This window comes from Mesorhizobium sp. CO1-1-8 (genome assembly GCF_020164875.1).
Taxonomy (GTDB): domain Bacteria; phylum Pseudomonadota; class Alphaproteobacteria; order Rhizobiales; family Rhizobiaceae; genus Mesorhizobium.
The window spans coordinates 98256-118534 of record NZ_JAIUGZ010000018.1; the positions used below are offsets into that span (position 1 = coordinate 98256).

Sequence of the window (20279 nt, forward strand, 5' to 3'; positions counted from 1 at the left end):
TGAAACATTGACGCTGGACCTTGGTGGCAACGTTCAAGCCACCCAGGAGACAGCCATGAACAAGCTCTCGATGACCCGCCGCGCTTTCGTCACCTCCGCCGGCGCCGTTGGCCTGGCCGGCGTTTCGAGCCTGGCGCTGCCCTACTATTCGCGCGCCAGCCAGCGGCCGGCCTTCACCCATGGCGTCCAGTCAGGCGATGTCGACGCAACCAGCGGCATGGTGTGGACGCGCACCGACCGCCCGTCACGCGTCATGTTCGAAGTATCGTCGACGGAGAATTTCACCAATGCAACGCGCCTGGCGCCACTCGATACCTCGCCGGCCAGCGATTACACGGTCAAGCGCCTGCTCACCGACCTCGCTTCGGACCAGGACATCTTCTATCGGATGACGGCAGCCGATCTCGCCGACATCAACGCCGTTTCCGAGCCGATCACCGGCCGCTTCAGGACGGCGCCGGCCTCGAAGCGCGACATCCGCTTTGCCTGGTCGGGCGACACCGCCGGCCAGGGCTGGGGCATCGACGAGACCGGCATGAAGACCTATGCCACGATCGGCAAGCACACGCCCGACTTCTTCCTGCATTCGGGCGACACCATCTATGCCGACGGCGCCATGAAGGACGAGGTCGACCTGCCCGGCGGCGGCAAGTGGAAGAACGTCGTGCTGATCGACGGCAAGCGCAAGGTCGCCGAGACGCTGGACGAGTACCGGGACCAGTGGAAATACAACATGATGGACAGGAACGTGCTCGGCCTCAGCGCCATCTGCCCGACCTTCTACCAGTGGGACGACCATGAAGTGCTGAACAACTGGTCGGATTCGAAGGATCTCAGCGCCGACAGCCGCTATACGGAAAAATCCATCCACGTGCTGGCGGCCCGTGCGGCGCGCGCTTTCCACGAGATGACGACGATCCGCTACGAACCGTCCGAGCCCGGCCGCGTCTATCGCAAGATCGCTTATGGACCGCTGCTTGACGTGTTCTTCCTCGACATGCGTTCCTATCGCGGCCCCAACGGTCCCGACATGCAGGACGAGATGACGCCGCAATCGCGCATGCTCGGCGAACAGCAGACGAAATGGCTGAAGCGCGAACTGGCGAATTCCAAGGCAACCTGGAAGATCATCGCCGCCGACATGCCGCTCGGCCTCGTCGTCTGGGACGATGGCACCAAGAAGGTCGGCGCCGAAGCGGTCAGCAATGGCGACAATGGCCTGCCAAAAGGGCGCGAGCTCGAGATCGCCGACCTGCTGCGCTTCATCAAGAATGCCGGCATCAGCAACACCGTCTGGCTCACCGCAGATGTGCATTACACGGCCGCGCATTACTACAACCCGGACAAGGCGCAGTTCCAGGATTTCAATCCGTTCTGGGAATTCGTCTCGGGTCCGATCCATGCCGGAACGTTCGGGCCGAACGATTTCGACATGACGTTCGGTCCGGAGCTGAAGTTCATCAAGGCGCCGACCGCCGAACAGGGACAGAACCTGCCGCCCTCGGCTGGTCTGCAATTCTTCGGGCTGGTCGATATTTCAGGCGCTAGCGAGCAGATGACGGTGCGGCTGATGGATCGCGACGACAACGAACTCTACAAGGTGACGCTCGACCCAGTGCGGTCGGCATAAGCGCGCCTTTTCGCCCTTCCAAAGGGAAGGGGTAAAGTCTCCTAGTCCGGGTAGCAGACCATGGGGATATTCGGCCAGACGGCGCTGTCGCAGTTGGCGGTGTCCTGCCGCTGCTTGAAGGCGGCGCTGACCGGGCCGGTCACCACCGGGTCGACGCCGTCGGGCGCGTCGGCGAAAATCTGTTCGGCCGACTGTGCCTCCGAGGGCAAGGCAGGCCGTGATTCCTTCATCGTCGCGGCCGACTGCGCGGCGTTGGCCGCCAGCAGGACGGCGAAGGCGACGGACGCGATGAGCGGCCAGAATCGGTTGAGTTTATCGGTCATGACGTTCGAACTGCCCGGGCCCTGAAAGGTTCCCGCCTTGGTTAACGAAATCATCTCACACGCAGATGCTTAAGATTTGATGAGTATTTGGTGACGCGCCTCCTCTTTCGCAACTGCGAAAAACCCTGTATGAGCCGCGCAACCGAAAGAGGCAGCGCCTTTTGGCCTGCTGCCTGCAACGCTTCCGAGACGAGAACATGAAAATTCGTAATATCGCGATCATCGCGCACGTCGACCATGGAAAGACCACGCTGGTCGACCAGCTTTTGAAGCAGTCCGGCTCCTTCCGAGACAATCAGCGCGTCGCCGAGCGCGCCATGGATTCCAACGACCTCGAAAAGGAACGCGGCATCACCATCCTGGCCAAGGCGACCTCGGTCGACTGGAAGGATACCCGCATCAACATCGTCGACACCCCCGGCCACGCCGATTTCGGTGGCGAGGTCGAGCGCATCCTGTCGATGGTGGACTCGGCCATCGTGCTGGTCGATGCCGCCGAAGGGCCGATGCCGCAGACCAAGTTCGTCGTCGGCAAGGCGCTCAAGGTCGGCCTGAAGCCGATCGTCGTCATCAACAAGATCGACCGTCCGGACGCCCGTCATGTCGAGGTGGTCAACGAGGTGTTCGACCTTTTCGCCGCGCTCGACGCCACCGACGAGCAGCTCGACTTCCCGATTCTGTACGGTTCAGGCCGCGATGGCTGGGTTTCGGAAAATCCGGAAGGACCGAAGGACCAGCAACTGGCGCCGCTGTTCGACCTCGTCATCAAGCATGTGCCGGAGCCGACCGTTCATCCCGGCCCGTTCCGCATGATCGGCACCATCCTGGAAGCCAATCCGTTCCTCGGCCGCATCATCACCGGCCGCATCGAGAGTGGCACGCTGAAGGCCAACCAGCCGGTCAAGGTGCTGCACCATGACGGTACCCAGATCGAAACCGGCCGTATTTCGAAGATATTGGCCTTCCGCGGCCTCGAGCGCCAGCCGATCGAAGAAGCCCAGGCGGGCGACATCGTCGCCATTGCCGGCCTGTCGAAGGGCACCGTCGCCGACACGTTCTGCGACCTGAGCGTGAGCGAACCGCTGCATGCGCAGCCGATCGATCCGCCGACCGTGACCATGTCGTTCCTGGTCAACGACAGTCCGCTGGCCGGCACCGAAGGCGACAAGGTGACCAGCCGCGTTATCCGCGACCGCCTGCTGCGCGAAGCCGAAGGCAATGTCGCGCTGAAGATCGAGGAATCACCTGACAAGGATTCGTTCTTCGTCTCCGGCCGTGGCGAATTGCAGCTGGCCGTGCTGATCGAGACGATGCGCCGCGAGGGTTTCGAGATTGCCGTGTCGCGTCCGCGCGTCGTCATGCAGAAGGCCGAAAATGGCGACCTGCTCGAGCCAATCGAAGAAGTCGTCATCGACGTCGACGAGGAGCATGCCGGCGTCGTCGTGCAGAAGATGTCCGAGCGCAAGGCCGAGATGGTCGAGCTGCGCCCATCGGGCGGCGACCGCCAGCGCATCGTCTTCCACGCGCCGACGCGCGGCCTGATCGGCTACCAGTCGGAACTGTTGACCGACACGCGCGGCACCGCCGTGATGAACCGGCTGTTCCATGCATATGAGCCTTACAAGGGCGAATTGCCCGGCCGCACCAATGGCGTGCTGATCTCCAACGAGCAGGGCGAGGCGGTGGCCTACGCCATGTGGAACCTGGAAGACCGCGGCCCGATGGTCATCGATCCCGGCGTCAAGGTCTATCAGGGCATGATCATCGGCATCCATTCCAGAGACAACGATCTCGAAGTGAACGTGCTCAAGGGCAAGAAGCTGACCAACATCCGCGCCGCCGGCAAGGACGAGGCGGTCAAGCTGACGCCGCCGATCCGCATGACGCTGGAGAAGGCTTTGGCCTGGATCCAGGACGACGAGCTGGTCGAGGTGACGCCGAAGACCATCCGTCTGCGCAAACTCTATCTCGATCCGAACGAGCGCAAGCGCTTCGAGAAGTCGGCCAAGGTGGTCGGCGCGGCGTAAGCTTCTTTATTTCCAAAGAAGGGGCGGAGCAAACCAGTGCTCCGCCCCTTTTTCGTTCATCCACCGGCAGCCGCGATGATGGCCTGCCGATCGGCCTCGCCGGCCAGATCGATGCGGATCGTGATCCCCGCGCGAGCCGGCTTGCGCAGGGCCTTTGCTCCATCCGGGTCAACGATGAGCAGCCGCTTCTCCTCCAGCGCCTGAAGCCGTGATCGCGAGATGCCGAGTTCGCCGGCGAGCAGCCGGTCGAGTCGCAGCGATATCGGCATTTCGAGCCCAAGCTGGAGTTCCAACACGGCCGCGGCTTCCCTGGTGTCGCCGAGCCTGCGCTTGTGAACGCTGACATCGGCGAATTCCTCGACGCGCCCGATCCGGTTGCGCAACGCGATTACATCGAAGGCATGACGGTGGGCGAGTGCAGGATCATTGCATTCGAGCGCCGCCAGCAGCGCCGGGTCGATGTCGCGGCGGTTGCAGCGCTCGAAAATGCCGAAATTCCAGGAATTGTCGCAGTCGATGCAGCGATAGATCAGCCACACATCGATGCGTTTGCCATTGGCGTTGACACGGAATTTCCCGCTGCTGCAATAAGCCTTCACAGTGCCGCAGCGATTGCAGTTGATGAGCGGTCGAGGTGCGGTTTTGGGCGCGATCCCCCAGTGGATACGCAGAAATCCAGACATGCCGATAAGCCCTTCCCGTCGGGAAGTTCATCAGGCCGGCGATGTCGAGATGCCCATGCGGGCACGGCGTGGCGAGAGGCTGCGGTTTTTGGAAATCGGGTGTCACGGGGCAAAAGCCGCGCGACGCGGTTCAGCAGTGCCAAACCGGTCTCGAACCGCCGCCCAGAAGAACACATGAAAATGAAAACAGACACCGCGAATGCGGCGTCATGCAGTGTGTCGGGGGAGTTGACGAGACCGGCGGTTACGTAGGCAAAGTGACGCTCAAAATTGTTTCGCGGCAGCCTTTCTAGCTGCGAGATGCCGGACCGACAAGCGTCTTTGTCGGTGCTACCGCAGCTGAGCCACTTGCGCTAATGTCTGATATCTATGGTTTTGAACCGAGATCCTGGCCCATGCACCTCACCTCGCTGCTCATCTTCGCCGCCGCTTTGTTCGTTGCCGCCGGTTCGCCCGGTCCGTCGATCGCGGCGCTCGTCGCGCGCGTTATCTCGAAAGGGTTTCGCGACGTGTTCCCGTTCCTGCTCGCTATGTGGATCGGCGAGGCCATCTGGCTGTCACTGGCGGTGTTCGGCCTGGCTGTCGTGGCGCAGACCTTCCATCTCGCCTTCGTCGTCGTGAAATGGGTCGGCGTCGCCTATCTCGCTTACCTCGCCTGGAAGATGTGGACCGCGCCTGTCGATGCAAAAGAGGGCGAGATGCCACGCGAGGATTCGGCGATAAAACTGTTCTTCACCGGTATGGCGGTGACGCTCGGCAATCCCAAGATCATGATGTTCTACCTGGCGCTGCTGCCGACCATCATCGACCTCGCTTCGGTCAGCATCGTCGGCTGGGTCGAACTGACGGCGACCATGGCCGTGGTGCTGGTCGCCATCGACCTCGCCTGGGTGCTCGCCGCATCGCAGGCGCGCAAGCTCTTGAAGAGCAAGCGCGCCATGAAGATCGCCAACCGCATCAGCGCCACGACGATGGCCGGCGCAGCCGCGGCCATCGCGGCGCGATCGTGAGCCGAAGCGTCAGCCCATCATGTTGATGATCGGCGCGATCTCGACGTTGCAGTTCGGCTCCATCAGGATCGGACAGTCCCTGGCCTTGCTGGCAGCGTCGTCGATGTCTTTCGCTTCGATGATCGAGTAGCCGCCGGTCGGGTTGCTGCCGCCATTGTTCTCGATCTTGCCACCGGGCAGCACCGTTTTCGACATGCCGACAGGATTGCCTTGATCGACAACGGCCGAGCCCATCTTTCCGAACCAGCCTGTCCAGGCGTCTGTCATCGCCTTACGCTCCACCTCGGTCGTCGGCATCTTGCCCGAGCCGTGATAGATGTAGAGAAATTTCGCCATGTTCTCCTCCCTGATCAGCGGCATCGAACCGACATGCGGTCATGCCGCCTGCCGATCATCGGACCAAACCGGCAAACAAGCAACGAGAATGCAAAATTGCTAATATAAGGCATGGCTGGGTTCAAGCCGTCGAGCCTCACCGCGCCATTGCGTGGTATTCGTCGTTCGGCCGCATATCGATTGCGGCGGCCACCCGGTTCGACATGTTGAAGAAGGCAGCGGTCGAGGCGATGTCCCAGATGTCACGGTCGGTGAAGCCGGCCTTGCGCAGCGCGGCCCGGTCGGCCTCGACGATTTTGGACGGCTCCTTGGTCAGCTTGACGGCGAATTCCAGCATCGCGGTCTGCTTGGGCGAAAGATCGGCAGCACGGAAATTCATCACCATCATTTCGCCGAGCGCCGGGTCGCCTGAGAGCTGCCGCACCGCAGCGCCGTGCGCGGTCAGGCAATAGTAGCAATGGTTGATCGAGGAGACGGCGACCGCGATCATCTCGCGCTCCAGCTTCGACAGGCCGGACTCACCCAGCATCAAATCGTTATACATGTCGGTGAAGGCGCGCAGCTTCTTGTCGTCGAAGGCATAGGCCTTGAGCACGTTGGGGACGAGGCCGAGCTTCTCCTCGCATTTGGCGAAATAGGTTTTCGTCGCCTCGCTCAGCTCTCCCTGGCCAAGGTCAAGCGCGCTGATTTTGCCGGTCATGGATCATTTCTCCTCGTTGGGCGATGCTTGTTGCCGAATTCTGATATTTCTTTGCAAGCCGTCAAACCTTTGTCGCCAAACAGCGGTCATCTGCTACCATAGTCGTAAAAGCATTGACGGGAGGGAAGTGCGTCATGGCCAGCGTGAAATCCGCGAGCAAGCCGAAGAAAAAAGCCACGGCAGCGATTAAAGCGGAGGAAAGGCCAGCCAGGCTTGCGGACTATCTGCTCGCCCGCGCGCCAGCTGAAGACATTGCTCCCTACGATGTGGCCGACCTGGAACGTGCCGCCGATCTCGCCGGCCAGGCAGTCGCCATTCACAGGAAAGGCGAGTGCGTCGTCGCCGTCGATGCCGATTCGGGCGTTGTGCGAGACGGCCGCCCGATGACAGTTGTCACGGTCGTCAACGACAACATGCCGTTCCTGTTCGATTCCATCCTCGGCGAGATCACCGAGACATCAGGCGAACCGACCCTGGTCACCCATCCGGTCATCGTCGTTCGCCACGGGAAGGGCGGCGTGGACGAAATCCTCGGCGACGGCAATTTCGCCAAGGACGATGGCAGCCACGACCGGCTGAGCGTCATCCATGTCCACATCCCGCGGCTGACATCCGAGCAGGCGAGCGGATTGAGCGAGCGACTGCGCAAGATCCTCGGTCAGGTTCATGCCGCCGTCCACGACTGGAGGCCGATGCTGGCCCGCCTCGATCAGGCGATCTCCGAATTCCGCTATTCGGCCGTGCCGCTCGACAAGAAGAGCGTTGCCGAGGCCATCGCCTTCCTGGAGTGGTTGCGCGACGACAATTTCACCTTCCTTGGCATGCGCGAGTTCAAATACACCGGCGGCGAGGAAAGCGGCACGCTGGAGCGCGCCGAAAAGCCTGGCCTCGGCATCCTGTCCGATCCCGACGTGCTGGTGCTGAGGCGCGGCACCGAAGCGGTGACGACGACGCCGGAGATCCGCGCCTTCCTGCATGGGCCGGAGCCGCTGATTGTCACCAAGGCCAATGCCAAGTCTTCCGTGCACCGTCGCATCTATCTCGACTATATCGGCGTCAAGACCTACACCGCCAAGGGCACGCTCGCGGGCGAATTGCGCATCGTCGGCCTGTTCACCTCGACCGCCTACACGCGTTCGGTGATGAAGATCCCGTATCTCAGGTCCAAGGCCGAAACCATCATCGCCAAGTCCGGCTTCGACCGGCACGATCATTCCGGCAAGGCGCTGATCAACGTGCTGGAAAGCTATCCGCGCGACGAGCTGTTCCAGGTGCCGGTGCCGATCCTGAGGAAGCACGCCGCCGCCATTCTGGGCCTGATCGAGCGGCCGCGTGTGCGGGCGCTGGTGCGCGCCGACCAGTTCGACCGTTTCGTCTCGATCCTCGTCTTCGTGCCGCGCGACCGTTACGACAGCGTGGTGCGCGAGAAGATCGGTTCCTATCTGAAGACCGTGTTCGAAGGCCGACTGTCGGCCTATTACCCGGCCTTCCCCGAGGGCGGGCTGGCGCGCGTGCACTTCATCATCGGCCGCTCCGGCGGCAAGACGCCGAAGGTCGAGCAAGCGACGATAGAGGCGGCGATCCGCGACATCGTGCGCACCTGGGAGGACGCCCTGTCCGATGCGGCCGAGGCCAGTGGCGGCGACCAGGCTTTGAAGGCGATCGCCGCGCGGCTGCCGGAAAGCTATCGCGATTCGTTCAGCGCGGCGGTGGCGCTGACTGACGCCGGGCGCATTGCCAAGATCAGCGCCGGCAATCCGATCGCCATCGACTATTATCGCCATGTCGAGCAGAAGCCGCATCAGGCGGCGCTGAAAATCTATCACCATGGCAGCCCCGTGGCGCTGTCGCGGCGGGTGCCGGTGCTGGAAAACATCGGCTTTCGCGTCATCAGCGAACGCACCTTCGAGGTCGGCGACGACCAGTCCAGCTTAGTCTTCATTCACGACATGGAACTGGAGAACAGCTACGGCAAGCCGATCGACCTGACCGATGGCGGCGCGTTGTTCGAGGACGCATTCCTCTCCGTCTGGCGCGGCGACGTCGACAATGACGGCTATAATGGCCTCGCCCAGACCGCCGGCCTGTGGTCTGGCGAGATCACCATCCTGCGCGCCTATGGCCGCTATTTGCAGCAAGTGGGCATTCCGCAAAGCCAGGATTTCATCGCCGCCGCGCTCAACCGCTATCCCGACATCGCGCGTGGCCTGCATGCGCTGTTCATCGCCCGGCTTGGTCCAACAGCCGAGACCGAAGGCGTGGTGGCCGCAAAGCACCTCAAGGCCAAGATCAAGGACGCGCTGGAAGACGTTCCCAACATCGACGACGACACCATCATCCGGCGCTATCTCAATCTGATCGAAGCCTCGCTGCGCACCAATCATTTCGTTGCCGATACGAAAGAAAAGGGCCAGTCTCTGGCGATCAAGCTGGACTCGCATGCGGTCGAGGGCTTGCCGGCGCCGCGGCCGTGGCGGGAGATCTTCGTCTACGGTTCCGAGGTCGAAGGCCTGCATCTGCGGTTCGGCCCGGTGGCGCGCGGTGGCCTGCGCTGGTCCGACCGCACCCAGGACTACCGCACCGAGGTGCTCGGCCTGGTCAAGGCACAGCAGGTCAAGAATGCCGTCATCGTGCCGGTCGGCGCCAAGGGCGGCTTCTATCCGAAGAAGCTGCCAATGAGCGCCGGTCGCGACGCGATCTTCGAGGCCGGCACCTCGGCTTACAAGAATTTCGTGTCCAGCCTCCTGTCGATCACCGACAATATCGGTCTCGATGGTGTCATCCCGCCGGCCGGCGTCATCAGACGCGACCAGGACGATCCGTATTTCGTCGTTGCCGCCGACAAGGGCACTGCGACCTTCTCCGACACCGCCAACGCGATCTCGGAGAAGCACGGCTTCTGGCTCGACGACGCCTTCGCCAGCGGCGGCTCGGCCGGCTACGACCATAAGAAGATGGGCATCACCGCCAAGGGCGCCTGGGAAGCGGTCAAGCGGCATTTCCGCGAGATCAACCGTGACATCCAGACCTCGTCCTTCACCGTCGTCGGTGTCGGCGACATGTCCGGCGACGTGTTCGGCAACGGCATGCTTTTGTCGCCGAAAACCCGGCTGATCGCCGCCTTCGACCATCGCGATATCTTCATCGATCCCGATCCCGACATGGCAGCCTCGATGGCCGAGCGCGAGCGCATGTTCGCGCTGCCGCGTTCGAGCTGGCAGGACTACGACAAGACGAAACTGTCGGAAGGCGGCATCATCGTCTCGCGCAACCAGAAATCGATCACCCTGCCGGCGGCGGCGGCGGCGGCGATCGGCCTGGCCAAGACCACCGCCACGCCGGTCGAGATCATGACCGCCATCCTCAAGGCGCCGGTCGATCTTCTGTGGTTCGGCGGTATCGGCACGTATTTGCGGGCATCGACCGAGACCAATGCCGAGGTCGGCGACCGCGCCAACGATGCCATTCGCATCACCGCGCTCGACGTCCGGGCGAAAGTGATCGGCGAGGGCGCCAATCTCGGCGTCACGCAGCGGGCGCGCATCGAGTTTGGCCTGAATGGCGGCCGCTGCAACTCCGACGCCATCGACAATTCGGGCGGCGTCAACTGCTCCGACGTCGAAGTCAACATCAAGATCGCGCTGGCGTCCGCCATGCGCAAGGGGTCGTTGGCGCGCCCGGCACGCAACAAGCTGCTGGCCGAGATGACCGACGAGGTCGGCTCGCTGGTGCTGTCCAACAACTACCAGCAGACGCTGGCGCTTTCGATCGCCCGCAAGCGCGGCCTGGCCGACATCGCGCATCAGAGCCGTTTCATGACGGCGCTGGAGGCGCGCGGCCTGCTCGACCGCGCCGTCGAGACGCTGCCGTCGCCGGCAGCGCTTGCCGAGCGCGAAGCGCTTGGCGAACCGCTGACCAGGGCCGAACTCGGCGTGCTGCTCGCCTATGCCAAGATCGTGCTGTTTTCCGACATCGTCGCCAGCGACGTGCCTGATGACGCGCATTTCGATCGCGACCTGATGGGCTATTTCCCCGAGCGGATGGCGAAGAAATACGCCGCCGAGATCCATGGCCACAGGCTGCGCCGCGAGATCATCACGCGGGTCGTCGCCAATGATCTGGTCAATCGCGGCGGCCCGTCCTTCGTCAACCGGCTGCAGGAAGCCACGGGGCGCACCGCCGCCGACGTGGTGCGGACCTTCGCGATGGTGCGCGACGGTTTTGCCTTGCCGGCGCTCTATCGCGAGATCGACGCGCTCGACAACCAGATCGACGGCCAGGTGCAACTCGATCTCTATCAGATGGTCAGCCGGCTGATCTATGTGACCAGCGGCTGGTATCTCAAGAACGATGCCGGCACCGCACCCCTTAGCCAGCGCATTGCCGAGTTGCAGGAAGCCCGCAAGGCGCTGGAGCCCAAGCTCGTTTCGCTGCTGCCGGCCTTTTCACGCGAGCGGATCGAGGAGAAGCGGCACGGGCTGTTCAAGGCCGGCGCGCCGGAAAGGCTGGCCGAACAACTGGCGCTGAGCGAGGTGGCGGAACTCATCCCCGACATCGCGCTGACGGCGCGCACCGCGGGCGCCGACATCGTCACCGCGGCCAAGGCGTTCTTCGCCGTCAGCGATGCCTTTCGCATCCCGCGTGTAGAGGACGCCGCACGCTCGATCACGCCTTCCGACTATTACGACCAGCTCGCTCTGTCGCGTGCCACCGACACGATCGGCGCGGCACGGCGCGGTATCGCAGTGGCGGCACTCACCGGCCATGCCAACACGGCCGATCCGGTGGCGGCCTGGCTGGAAGCCGGCGGCGATCGGGTGGCGCGCATCCGCGAGCGGCTGCAGGCGTTGACCGAGGGCGGCGACATCACCGTGTCGCGGCTGTCGGTGGCGTCGGGGCTGATGACAGATCTGACGGGGATGTGAACCGCCGACGATCAGCACACGCATCATCGGATGCGTGTGGGTCTTTTCGAATGCCATCCGCTTCGAAACTAGCGTCAACAAGCTCACCAGGAATGTTTGAGCGTGCCGACGATTTTCAGCCGGTCGCCGTAAAATTCGGTCCCGTAATAGCGCGCCGGCGCAAATCGCTGCGAAGCCGGGGTGGAGGACGGCGTCAGACCTTCGGTCCGACTTTCCCCCCACGAGAAAAACAACGGCTTGGTCCGCGTAGCGGACGAAAGCCAATTGCTGACTTTCGAACAGTGAACGCCCGCAGGGGCAAGGGACGGCACCCAGCTTCGTTCATTGCATGAGCGCATGAAACATGCAGACATGGCGCCCGATACAGAACCGGTGCCCGGGGGATCATGATGACGGTAGAGACAGTGCAGCGTGCGTCCGGGCGCGGCATCTGGGGATGGATGCTGTTCGACTGGGCGGCGCAGCCGTTCTTCACCGTCGTCACCACCTTCATCTTCGGGCCTTACTTCGTGTCGCGGATGGCGAGCGATCCGGAGACCGGCCAGGCGGCCTGGGGCTATGGCATCGCCGCGGCCGGCCTTGTCATTGCGGTGCTGTCGCCCATCCTCGGCTCGATCGCCGACCAGACCGGACCGCGCAAGCCTTGGATCGCATTCTTTGCCGCGGTCAAGGTCACTTGCCTTTGCCTGCTTTGGTTCGCGGCCCCCGGTTCGAACCTTTTCCTGGTCGTGCTGTTTTTCTCGCTGGCGTCGGTGGCGGCGGAGTTTTCGACCGTGTTCAACGATTCGATGATGCCGCGCCTGGTGCCGAAGAGCGAGATCGGCCGGATTTCCAACATGGCCTGGGGCCTTGGCTATCTCGGCGGCATGATCGCGCTGATCTTCGTCGTCGCCTGCCTGGCCGGTTCGCCGCAGACCGGCAAGACGATCATCGGCATCGACCCGCTCTTCGGACTCGACCCGAAGCTCGGCGAGGATGCGCGCGCAACCGGGCCTTTGTCAGCCGGCTGGTACTTCCTGTTCATCCTGCCGATGTTCTTTTTCACCCCCGATGCCATCAAGGGCCTGCCGATCGGCCCTGCGGTGCGGGAGGGGTTGGCGGAGCTGAAAGTGACACTGGGCGAGGTGCGCAAGCGCAGCGGCATCTTCCGCTTCCTCGTCGCCCGCATGATCTATCAGGACGGCGTCAACGCGCTGCTGGCGTTGGGTGGCACTTTCGCAGCAGCGATGTTCCACTGGTCGATCACCGAAATCGGTATTTTCGGCATCATTCTCAACGTCGTCGCCATCTTCGGCTGCCTGGTTGCAGCCCGCCTCGACACGGCGCTTGGCTCCAAAACCATCGTCATGATCTCGCTTGTCCTGCTCAGCATTGCCACGATCGGCATCGTCTCGACCGGACCGGGCTATACTTTATTCGGCCTCTGGATGATGCCTGGACCGGACAGCGGCGGCCTGTTCGGCACGGCGGCGGAAAAGGCCTACATCTTCTTCGGCCTGTTGATCGGCGTGGCTTTCGGGCCGGTGCAGGCGTCGTCGCGATCCTACATGGCGCGCAGCGTCACGGCGGCAGAATCCGGCCGTTATTTCGGCATTTACGCGCTGGCCGGGCGGGCGACCAGTTTTCTGGCGCCGTTCATGGTCGCGTCCGTCACCCTGGCCAGCGGCTCGGCGCGGCTCGGCATGGCGGTGATCGTGCTGTTCCTCGGGATCGGCATGGCGATCCTGATCAAGACGCCCTATCCGGCGGACCGGCCGGCGGGGTGATGTTACCCTCCCCCTGTGGGGTGAACAGCCGGTTCGCGTAAGCGAGTTCATCGTGCCAGTGGCACGATGAAAGGCCGCGAACGCCGGGACGCTGCGAAGCAGCGCGGACCCGGCAGGGTGGATCGACTAACCACGCCCGGCCCTTCGCAGGCTCAGGGCGTTCGAAGCTCGAAAAGCCAAGCAATTGGTTTTCGTTCGCTGCGCGAACCGCCTCTCACCCCCACAAGGAGGAGGGTAATGGGCCTCAGTGCCTAAAATGCCTGATCCCCGTAAACACCATGGCGATGCCGTGCTCGTCGGCGGCGGCGATGACGTCCTTGTCGTTCATAGAGCCACCCGGCTGGATGACGGCAGTGGCGCCGGCGGCGATCGCCGACAGCAATCCGTCGGCGAAGGGGAAGAAGGCGTCGGAGGCGACGACCGAGGCCTTGGTCAGCGGTTCGGCGAGGCCCGCTGCCTCGGCGGCGTCGAGTGCCTTGCGGGCGGCGATGCGTGAGGAATCGACCCGGCTCATCTGGCCGGCGCCGATACCGACGGTGGCGCCGTCCCTGACATAGACGATGGCGTTGGACTTGACGTGCTTGGCAATGCGGAAGGCGAATTTCAGGTCGGCCATTTCGGCCGGCGTCGGCGCCCTTTTGGTCACCACTTTCAGTTCGAGGTCGTCGACGACGGCGCTGTCCCGGCCCTGGATGAGCAGGCCGCCGGCGACGGATTTGACCGTCGTGCCCGGCGTGCGCGGGTCCGGCAGCCCACCAGTGACCAGCAGGCGCAAATTCTTCTTCGCCGCGACGATGGCCGCTGCCTCGTCGGTGGCGCCGGGCGCGATGATCACCTCGGTGAAGGTCTTGACGATCTCTTCGGCGGCCTCGGCGTCGAGGATGCGGTTCACGGCGATGATGCCGCCGAAGGCCGAGACCGGGTCGCAGGCCAGTGCCTTCGCGTAGGCCGCCTTCAGTGAGGTGCCTTCGGCAACGCCGCACGGGTTGGCGTGCTTGATGATGGCGACGGCGGCGGAACGGTCGGGGTCGAACTCGCCGACCAGTTCGAAGGCGGCGTCGGTGTCGTTGATGTTGTTGTAGGACAGCTGCTTGCCCTGCAGCTGGCGCGCCGTGGCGACGCCCGGCCGCTTGTCGCCATTGACGTAGAAGCCGGCGCTCTGATGCGGGTTCTCGCCATAACGCATCACCTCGACCAGCCTGCCGCCAAAGGCGCGCCACGTCGGGTGTTCGATCTCGAGCGCTTCGGCGAACCAGCCGGAGATCGCCGCGTCATAAGTGGCGGTCCGGGCGAAGGCCTTGGCCGCCAGCTTCTTGCGGAAATCCAGCGACAGCGAGCCGATGTTCATCTCCAGCGCGTTCAGCACCGAGGCATAGTCGCCGGGATCGGTGACGATGGCGACATAGGCGTGGTTCTTGGCCGAGGCGCGGATCATCGCAGGCCCGCCAATGTCGATGTTCTCGACGATCGACGCATAGTCGGCGCCGGAGCGGCGGACCTCCTCGAACGGATAGAGATTGGAGACGACGAGATCGATCGGCTCGATGCCGTATTTGCGCATTGCCGCGGAATGCTCCGGATCGTCGCGCACGCCAAGCAGCGCGCCATGCACGCCGGGATGCAAGGTCTTGACGCGGCCATCCATGATCTCGGGAAAGCCGGTGAGCTCGGAGACGTCGCGCACCGCCAGGCCGGCTTCAGTGATCGCCTTTGCCGTGCCGCCGGTCGAGACCAGCTCTACGCCCGCGGCTGCCAGCGCTTTGGCGAAATCGATCAGGCCGGTTTTGTCGAAAACGGAGAGCAGGGCGCGTCGCACGGGAACAAGGTCTGGTGCGGGAATGTTCTTGGCGGCGACGGCCATGGGCTGGCGGCCTTTCACGGCTAAGCATGATGCCGAAAAGTTGCGGACTTTTCGGATAAACATCATGCGACAAAACAAAAGGCCAGAGAGGAATTCGCGCTTCAGCTCGAACGCATTCCGCTCTGGTGTGATGGATGCCCGCGCCCGTAGCACATGACATCAGGAAATCAAACCGGAAGCGCCGCTTGGCTGTTTGTTTGCGGCATGGTGTTTATCCGAAAAGTCTGCAGCTTTCGGCATCATGCTCGATACGATCAGTTGTTTTCCGGATAACCGGCGATGCTGGTGCGGGTCAGCTGCCAGTGGACTTCGGCGACTTCCGAGGCCTTGAAGGCAAGCACGATCTGGCGGCTGCGGCGCGGGCCGCCAAGGCCGGCGAAATAGATCGATTCCTCGACTTCCGGCACCACTTCGGCTGATGTGAACACCCAGGTGTCGGCCTGATCGGCGGCCAGCACCAGGCGGTCATGCTCGTCCTGCAAAAGGTTGACGTCGGGATGAACGTGGAAGCGGACGGTGACGAAGTCGCGGCCATTGTTGCGGATCGCCGCATTGCCGGGCCGCTGGAAGCGGTCCCGGCCGGCCAGCACATTGCCGTTCGACGACAGTTTCAGCTCGCGTTCATGCAGGAAGCCGAAGCGGGGAACATAGCCGTCATGGCGGGCGATGAAGCCCTGAATGCCCTTCTGGTCGATGCGCTTGCACTGCACATGCTGCGGGCCGCCGATCAGCGGCGAACCGAGCAGGTCGTTGACGCGCAACGAATGGCTGAAGCGTGCCGACGAGGTGTCGTTGATGGTGGCGGTCGAGTGCGCGGCGGTGGCGCGCGCCAGCGGCCGGAATTCAGCCGCGCCATAGGTGTCGATGCCGGCATTGACGATGTAGTGCTGGCGGCCGGACGACAGTTCGAAGGCGAGACAGCTGGCATGTGCGGCATTGGACACGTCGACCGGCGGCGGCGGGCCGGTGTCGGCGATCACCGTGGTGCCGCCCATCGACAGGCGCTCATAGCCGGAATGCGGCGCATGCAGCAGCGGCGCGCCAGCGGTGTCGTCGTGGCGCAGGATGGTGGCGATGCGGTCGTGGATGGTGGCGCCCATGCCGTTGAAGCGGGCGAGGCTGCCATCCTGATGGCGGAAGAAGCGCAGCGCCGGCAGCATGCGGTCGATGGCGCCGATCAGCGCCTGCGGCGGCGTTTCCGCCTGGTTGGCATAGGTCTGGCGCAGCGGCAGAAGGTCGGCGAGAATTTCCAGGACGACCATCGGATTGCGCGAAATGTGCCCGCCATCGGCGAGGATCTGGCGGTCGAGTTCCTCGGCAAGGTTGCGGGTCGCGCCACGCAGCGCCGATGCCGGCGCCGGCAGGGACAAGGCAGCGAAGGCGAGGGCGATGCGGGCCCGCAGCCTGTCCTTGCCGTCGGGCATTTCGCGCGCCATCGACCTGAGGTAGCGGATCTGGATGGCAACCGACTTCAGGAAGGCGCGGTAGAAAGGGAACTCGGCGCCCTGCAATACGACCGAGGAGTGCTGCAACCAGGCGATGATGCGCTTGGCCGTCGTGCCGGGCTCCCAGGCGATGCCGGAAATATGACTGCCATGCATGGTGATCCAGTCGGAGACCAGGGCGCGGGCATTGGCGGCGGCAAGCTCGGTGCCGGCGGCGCGCATGTGGCGCAGCCAGCGAAAGCCGTGCAGCGTCTTCTGCCAGCCGTGATTGGGCACGTGGATCTGGAAAGGCGACTTGCCGCCGGTCTCGACCAGATGCCCCGACAGGGGATAGCGGCCGTAATAGATCTCGAGTGCGATCTGCGGGTCGGCGAGACGCAGGTCCGGCGGTGCGATCAGCACACGTTCCGGCGTGCGGCCGGAATAGCGCCAGCGATAGACAGGCCCGGCGCGCAGGCGCCGACGCGTTTTGCGCCAGAACTCCTTCGCGACAAGCGTCCACAGACGCGTCGTGCTGCTGGCAGCAAGTGCCAAAACCCCTCCTGGTCGTCCTCTACCCCGGCGTCGAGTCTACATGATTGCACGATTCGTGCGAAGGCGAATTCCACGAGCCCGAGCCGGCTCACCTGGTTTTGCCTCGGAACCTGCCTAAAAAGTCAGTAAATCACCGGCAGTTCAATCCCTAGCCGGCTCGTCGCATGCGAGCGGCGAAGAAGCCGTCGAGGCCCGAGCGCTCCGGGGAGCCAAGGCCCAGGTCGGCGGGCGTGGTGCGCAGCGTGCCTTGCGGCGTCAGGAACGGATCGATGCCGGCGATCTCGCCTTGCCGCAACGGATCGTTGGTGATTTCAGGCGTGCCGGCCAGAAAGGCGCGATAGAGATCCTCGCCTTCGAGCGGATCGAGCGAACAGTTGGAAAAGACGATCCTGCCGCCGGGCTTCACCAGCGTCACAGTGCGGGCGAGCAGCTTGCGTTGCAGGTCGGCCAGTTTCTCCACATCGGCCGAAGTCTTGGTCCATGGCACGTCGGGATGACGCCGCACCGTTCCGGTCGACGAGCAGGGCGCGTCGAGGAGAATCGCATCGAACAGTTCGTCCGGCTCATATTTGAGCAGGTCGGCCTGGACGATCTCGGCGGACAGGCCGAGGCGGTCGAGATTCTGCGTCAGCCGCACGAGCCGGTTTTTTGACGTGTCGACGGCGGTGACCTTCGCGCCGGCAACGATCAGCTGCGCGGTCTTGCCGCCGGGCGCGGCGCAGAGATCGGCAACCCGCAATCCCGCGACTTCGCCGAACAGTCGGGCAGGCAGGCTGGCTGCGGCGTCCTGGACCCACCAGGCGCCCTCGGCAAAGCCAGGCAATTCAGTAACAGGACCGACAAGATTCTCGACTCGCACCGTGCCTGTCGGCAGGACGATGCCGCCGAGTTTTTCGGCCCAGAGTCCGCGATCGGCCTTGACCGAGAAGTCGACCGGCGCCTCAACGCGATGCGCTTCGAGGATCTGTCTGGCCTTCTCGTTGCCGTAGGTGGTCTTCAGCCGATCGGAAAACCATTTGGGCGCTTCGTCGGTGGCGGCAAGGGCAGCGGGCAGCTCTGTTTCCTTGGCCCGTGCCAAGGTGCGCAGCACGCCATTGACCAGGCCCGAGAAACGCACCGTGCGCGGATCGGACTTGGCATGGGTCACCGCGATGTCGACGGCGGCGCTGTCTGGAATGTCGAGGAAGAGGATCTGGGCCGCCGCCACATGCAATATGTGCGACAAAGCGGTGGCGTTGGGCGGCAGCGGCTTTTCCAGGCGCCGCGCCAGCAGCCCTGATATGGTCATGCGATAGCGCAGCGCGGTGACCAGAATGGCGCGGACGAGGCCGCGATCGCGCAAATCGAGCGCCTTGTATTGCGGATGGCCGTTTTCGTGATCGGTCAGGCCGTCAAGCGGCGTCCTGGCGTCGATGACGGCGGCAAGCAGACGCGCCGCCGCCTTGCGGGCGGCGAGGCCGGCAACGAAGTCGCCGCCGTCCCTGTGTTCCTGATCGCCTGAAACCGTGCGTCGAGGTGCTCTGTCCGCCACGCTCACGACCACCGGCCCTTGGGCCCGGTCGGATTGCGACCCCATGGGTTGGATTTGGGCTTGGCGGGCTCGGTCGGCTGCTCCGGCCGCGCTGCCTGGCCCCACGGGCCGGATGGCCGCTGTTCGTCCGCCTGGCGTGGCGTTGGGGCCTGGCGCGGTGTTTCGCTGCCGGCCATGTCGCGCGCCATCGCCTGCAAGGCTGCGATGCGGTTCTCAGTGGCGGGGTGGGTGGAGAACAGGCTGTCCATGCGCTCGCCGTGAAGAGGATTGATGATGAAGAGATGCGCGGTCGCGGGATTGCGCTCGGCATCGGGGTTGCGGATGCGTTCGGCGCCGCGGGCGATCTTGTCAAGCGCCGATGCCAGCCAGAGCGGGTGTCCACAGATTTCGGCGCCACGCCGGTCGGCCTCGTATTCGCGGGTGCGGCTGACTGCCATCTGCACGACCATCGCTGCAAAGGGCGCCACGATCATCGCCGCCAGCACGCCGACAAAGCCGAAGGGATTGTTGTCGCGATTGCCACTGAAAAAGAAGGCGAAATTGCCGAGCATCGAGATGGCCCCGGCAAAGGTGGCGACGATCGTCATGGTGAGCGTGTCGCGGTGCTGCACATGGGCGAGCTCGTGCGCCATGACCGCTGCGACCTCTTCGGGCGTCAGCGCCTGCAACAGGCCGGTGGAGGCAGCCACCGCCGCGTTCTGCGGATTGCGGCCGGTGGCAAAGGCGTTCGGCTGCGGGTTGTCGATCAGATAGGTCTTCGGCATCGGCAGACCGGCCTGTTTGGCCATTGCCTGGACGATGGCGTAATATTCGGGTGCGTTCCTTTCGTCGACCTCGACGGCACGGTTCATCGACAGCACCATCTTGTCGGCGTTCCAGTAGCTGAACAGATTGGTGCCGGCGGCGAACAGAAAGGCGATCATCATGCCGCCGGTTCCGCCGATCAAAAAGCCGACGCCCATGAACAGCGCGGTCATCGCGGCAAGAAGCATGGCGGTGCGGATGGTGTTCATCGTCTGCTCCTGTCCGGGGGATAGCGAAAAGGGGTCGATCGTCGTGGGCTCATGGCTATATGATGGGAAACACCGGTTCCTGTTTCAATCCGCTGGAAATATCGCATGAACGACGAGACCAGTAAAATAGAGGCCGACGGCGTCGAGCCAAAGGCGTTGACACCGGAAGCCACACGCGCGCTCGCGGAAGCCGAAGCAAGGCGTGTGAAGTATCTGGAAAAGGAGGCCGTGCTGCCGAAGGAGATCGGCGGCCGCGGCGGCAAGGAGCCAGGGCGCTACGGCGACTGGGAAGTAAAGGGCCTTACCAGCGATTTCTAGATGCCGCCTAGAGCAGTTACCGTTTCACGGAAACGGCGACCCGCTCTAACTCCTTGTTTTACGAAATTCCGGACGGAAAACCGTTTCACACTTTTCCTGGAATTGCTTGTCTTATGACTTTTCATCGTTTCGGGGCCAAAGTGGGTTGCCGCCTGCGGGCCTTCACCACCCGCAGGC

At 63.6% G+C, this 20279-nt stretch carries 15 protein-coding genes; 6 read left to right on the forward strand and 9 right to left on the reverse strand.

The annotated features are described in order from the left end of the window. The first annotated feature begins 55 nt into the window (after positions 1-55). Positions 56-1630 (forward strand): alkaline phosphatase D family protein, encoded by a 1575-nt coding sequence (locus tag LB558_RS27905; protein ID WP_224700484.1) that lies wholly within the window; start codon positions 56-58, stop codon positions 1628-1630. A gap of 41 nt (positions 1631-1671) precedes the next feature. Here the strand turns inward: LB558_RS27905 and LB558_RS27910 are convergent, their stop codons facing one another. Next, on the reverse strand, positions 1672-1953 hold the full coding sequence (locus tag LB558_RS27910) for a hypothetical protein (RefSeq protein WP_224700485.1): 282 nt from the start codon (positions 1951-1953) through the stop codon (positions 1672-1674). Between the two features lie 197 nt (positions 1954-2150). On the opposite strand from LB558_RS27910, the gene typA reads away from it, so the two are divergent. Next, complete coding sequence (gene typA, locus LB558_RS27915; protein ID WP_224700486.1) at positions 2151-3980, forward strand: translational GTPase TypA; 1830 nt, start codon at positions 2151-2153, stop codon at positions 3978-3980. A gap of 56 nt (positions 3981-4036) precedes the next feature. On the opposite strand, the gene LB558_RS27920 is transcribed toward typA, so the two are convergent. After that, positions 4037-4663 (reverse strand): DUF1062 domain-containing protein, encoded by a 627-nt coding sequence (locus tag LB558_RS27920; RefSeq protein ID WP_224700487.1) that lies wholly within the window; start codon positions 4661-4663, stop codon positions 4037-4039. Between the two features lie 395 nt (positions 4664-5058). Here LB558_RS27920 and LB558_RS27925 point away from each other — a divergent pair, with 395 nt between their 5' ends. Next, complete coding sequence (locus LB558_RS27925) at positions 5059-5673, forward strand: LysE family translocator (protein WP_224700488.1); 615 nt, start codon at positions 5059-5061, stop codon at positions 5671-5673. Between the two features lie 9 nt (positions 5674-5682). Here LB558_RS27925 and LB558_RS27930 read toward each other — a convergent pair whose 3' ends face one another. Continuing rightward, a complete protein-coding gene (locus LB558_RS27930; RefSeq protein ID WP_224700489.1) occupies positions 5683-6009 on the reverse strand; it encodes a hypothetical protein in 327 nt (108 codons plus the stop codon). A 136-nt stretch (positions 6010-6145) separates the two neighbouring features. Beyond that, entirely contained in the window at positions 6146-6709 is a 564-nt protein-coding gene (locus LB558_RS27935; protein ID WP_224700490.1) for a peroxidase-related enzyme, read from the reverse strand. A 134-nt stretch (positions 6710-6843) separates the two neighbouring features. Here LB558_RS27935 and LB558_RS27940 point away from each other — a divergent pair, with 134 nt between their 5' ends. Both LB558_RS27940 and LB558_RS27945 read left to right on the forward strand, forming a co-directional pair. Beyond that, entirely contained in the window at positions 6844-11634 is a 4791-nt protein-coding gene (locus LB558_RS27940) for an NAD-glutamate dehydrogenase (RefSeq protein WP_224700491.1), read from the forward strand. Between the two features lie 389 nt (positions 11635-12023). Continuing rightward, positions 12024-13400 (forward strand): MFS transporter, encoded by a 1377-nt coding sequence (locus tag LB558_RS27945; RefSeq protein ID WP_224700492.1) that lies wholly within the window; start codon positions 12024-12026, stop codon positions 13398-13400. Between the two features lie 244 nt (positions 13401-13644). On the opposite strand, the gene purH is transcribed toward LB558_RS27945, so the two are convergent. The 4 genes from purH to htpX all read right to left on the reverse strand — a co-directional run bounded on the left by purH (position 13645) and on the right by htpX (position 19784). Next, complete coding sequence (purH, locus tag LB558_RS27950) at positions 13645-15261, reverse strand: bifunctional phosphoribosylaminoimidazolecarboxamide formyltransferase/IMP cyclohydrolase (protein ID WP_224700493.1); 1617 nt, start codon at positions 15259-15261, stop codon at positions 13645-13647. Between the two features lie 254 nt (positions 15262-15515). Then, on the reverse strand, positions 15516-17240 hold the full coding sequence (locus tag LB558_RS27955) for a heparinase II/III family protein (protein WP_127261478.1): 1725 nt from the start codon (positions 17238-17240) through the stop codon (positions 15516-15518). Between the two features lie 148 nt (positions 17241-17388). Beyond that, the gene (locus LB558_RS27960) at positions 17389-18816 is read right to left on the reverse strand and encodes an RsmB/NOP family class I SAM-dependent RNA methyltransferase (protein ID WP_263495434.1); all 1428 of its coding nucleotides are present in this window, start codon (positions 18814-18816) and stop codon (positions 17389-17391) included. Next, positions 18774-19784: a zinc metalloprotease HtpX gene (gene htpX / locus LB558_RS27965; RefSeq protein ID WP_224700495.1), complete on the reverse strand. Its 1011-nt coding sequence runs from the start codon at positions 19782-19784 to the stop codon at positions 18774-18776. Before htpX ends, LB558_RS27960 begins: the two co-directional genes overlap by 43 nt. 105 nt (positions 19785-19889) lie before the next feature. Here htpX and LB558_RS27970 point away from each other — a divergent pair, with 105 nt between their 5' ends. Further along, positions 19890-20102 (forward strand): DUF1674 domain-containing protein, encoded by a 213-nt coding sequence (locus LB558_RS27970; protein ID WP_224700496.1) that lies wholly within the window; start codon positions 19890-19892, stop codon positions 20100-20102. On the opposite strand, the gene LB558_RS27975 is transcribed toward LB558_RS27970, so the two are convergent. Beyond that, on the reverse strand, positions 20099-20279 hold a 181-nt coding region (locus tag LB558_RS27975; protein WP_224700497.1), incomplete at its 5' end, for a hypothetical protein. The genes LB558_RS27970 and LB558_RS27975 overlap by 4 nt on opposite strands.

Excerpts from the sequence above, each read along its gene's own strand:
- LB558_RS27925 (WP_224700488.1), top strand. The coding sequence starts at position 5,059 with ATGCACCTCACCTCGCTGCTCATCTTCGCCGCCGCTTTGTTCGTTGCC.
- LB558_RS27910 (WP_224700485.1), bottom strand. The coding sequence starts at position 1,953 with ATGACCGATAAACTCAACCGATTCTGGCCGCTCATCGCGTCCGTCGCC.
- LB558_RS27920 (WP_224700487.1), bottom strand. The coding sequence starts at position 4,663 with ATGTCTGGATTTCTGCGTATCCACTGGGGGATCGCGCCCAAAACCGCA.
- LB558_RS27940 (WP_224700491.1), top strand. The coding sequence starts at position 6,844 with ATGGCCAGCGTGAAATCCGCGAGCAAGCCGAAGAAAAAAGCCACGGCA.
- htpX (WP_224700495.1), bottom strand. The coding sequence starts at position 19,784 with ATGAACACCATCCGCACCGCCATGCTTCTTGCCGCGATGACCGCGCTG.
- LB558_RS27945 (WP_224700492.1), top strand. The coding sequence starts at position 12,024 with ATGACGGTAGAGACAGTGCAGCGTGCGTCCGGGCGCGGCATCTGGGGA.
- LB558_RS27935 (WP_224700490.1), bottom strand. The coding sequence starts at position 6,709 with ATGACCGGCAAAATCAGCGCGCTTGACCTTGGCCAGGGAGAGCTGAGC.
- typA (WP_224700486.1), top strand. The coding sequence starts at position 2,151 with ATGAAAATTCGTAATATCGCGATCATCGCGCACGTCGACCATGGAAAG.
- LB558_RS27930 (WP_224700489.1), bottom strand. The coding sequence starts at position 6,009 with ATGGCGAAATTTCTCTACATCTATCACGGCTCGGGCAAGATGCCGACG.
- purH (WP_224700493.1), bottom strand. The coding sequence starts at position 15,261 with ATGGCCGTCGCCGCCAAGAACATTCCCGCACCAGACCTTGTTCCCGTG.
- LB558_RS27960 (WP_263495434.1), bottom strand. The coding sequence starts at position 18,816 with ATGGGGTCGCAATCCGACCGGGCCCAAGGGCCGGTGGTCGTGAGCGTG.
- LB558_RS27970 (WP_224700496.1), top strand. The coding sequence starts at position 19,890 with ATGAACGACGAGACCAGTAAAATAGAGGCCGACGGCGTCGAGCCAAAG.
- LB558_RS27905 (WP_224700484.1), top strand. The coding sequence starts at position 56 with ATGAACAAGCTCTCGATGACCCGCCGCGCTTTCGTCACCTCCGCCGGC.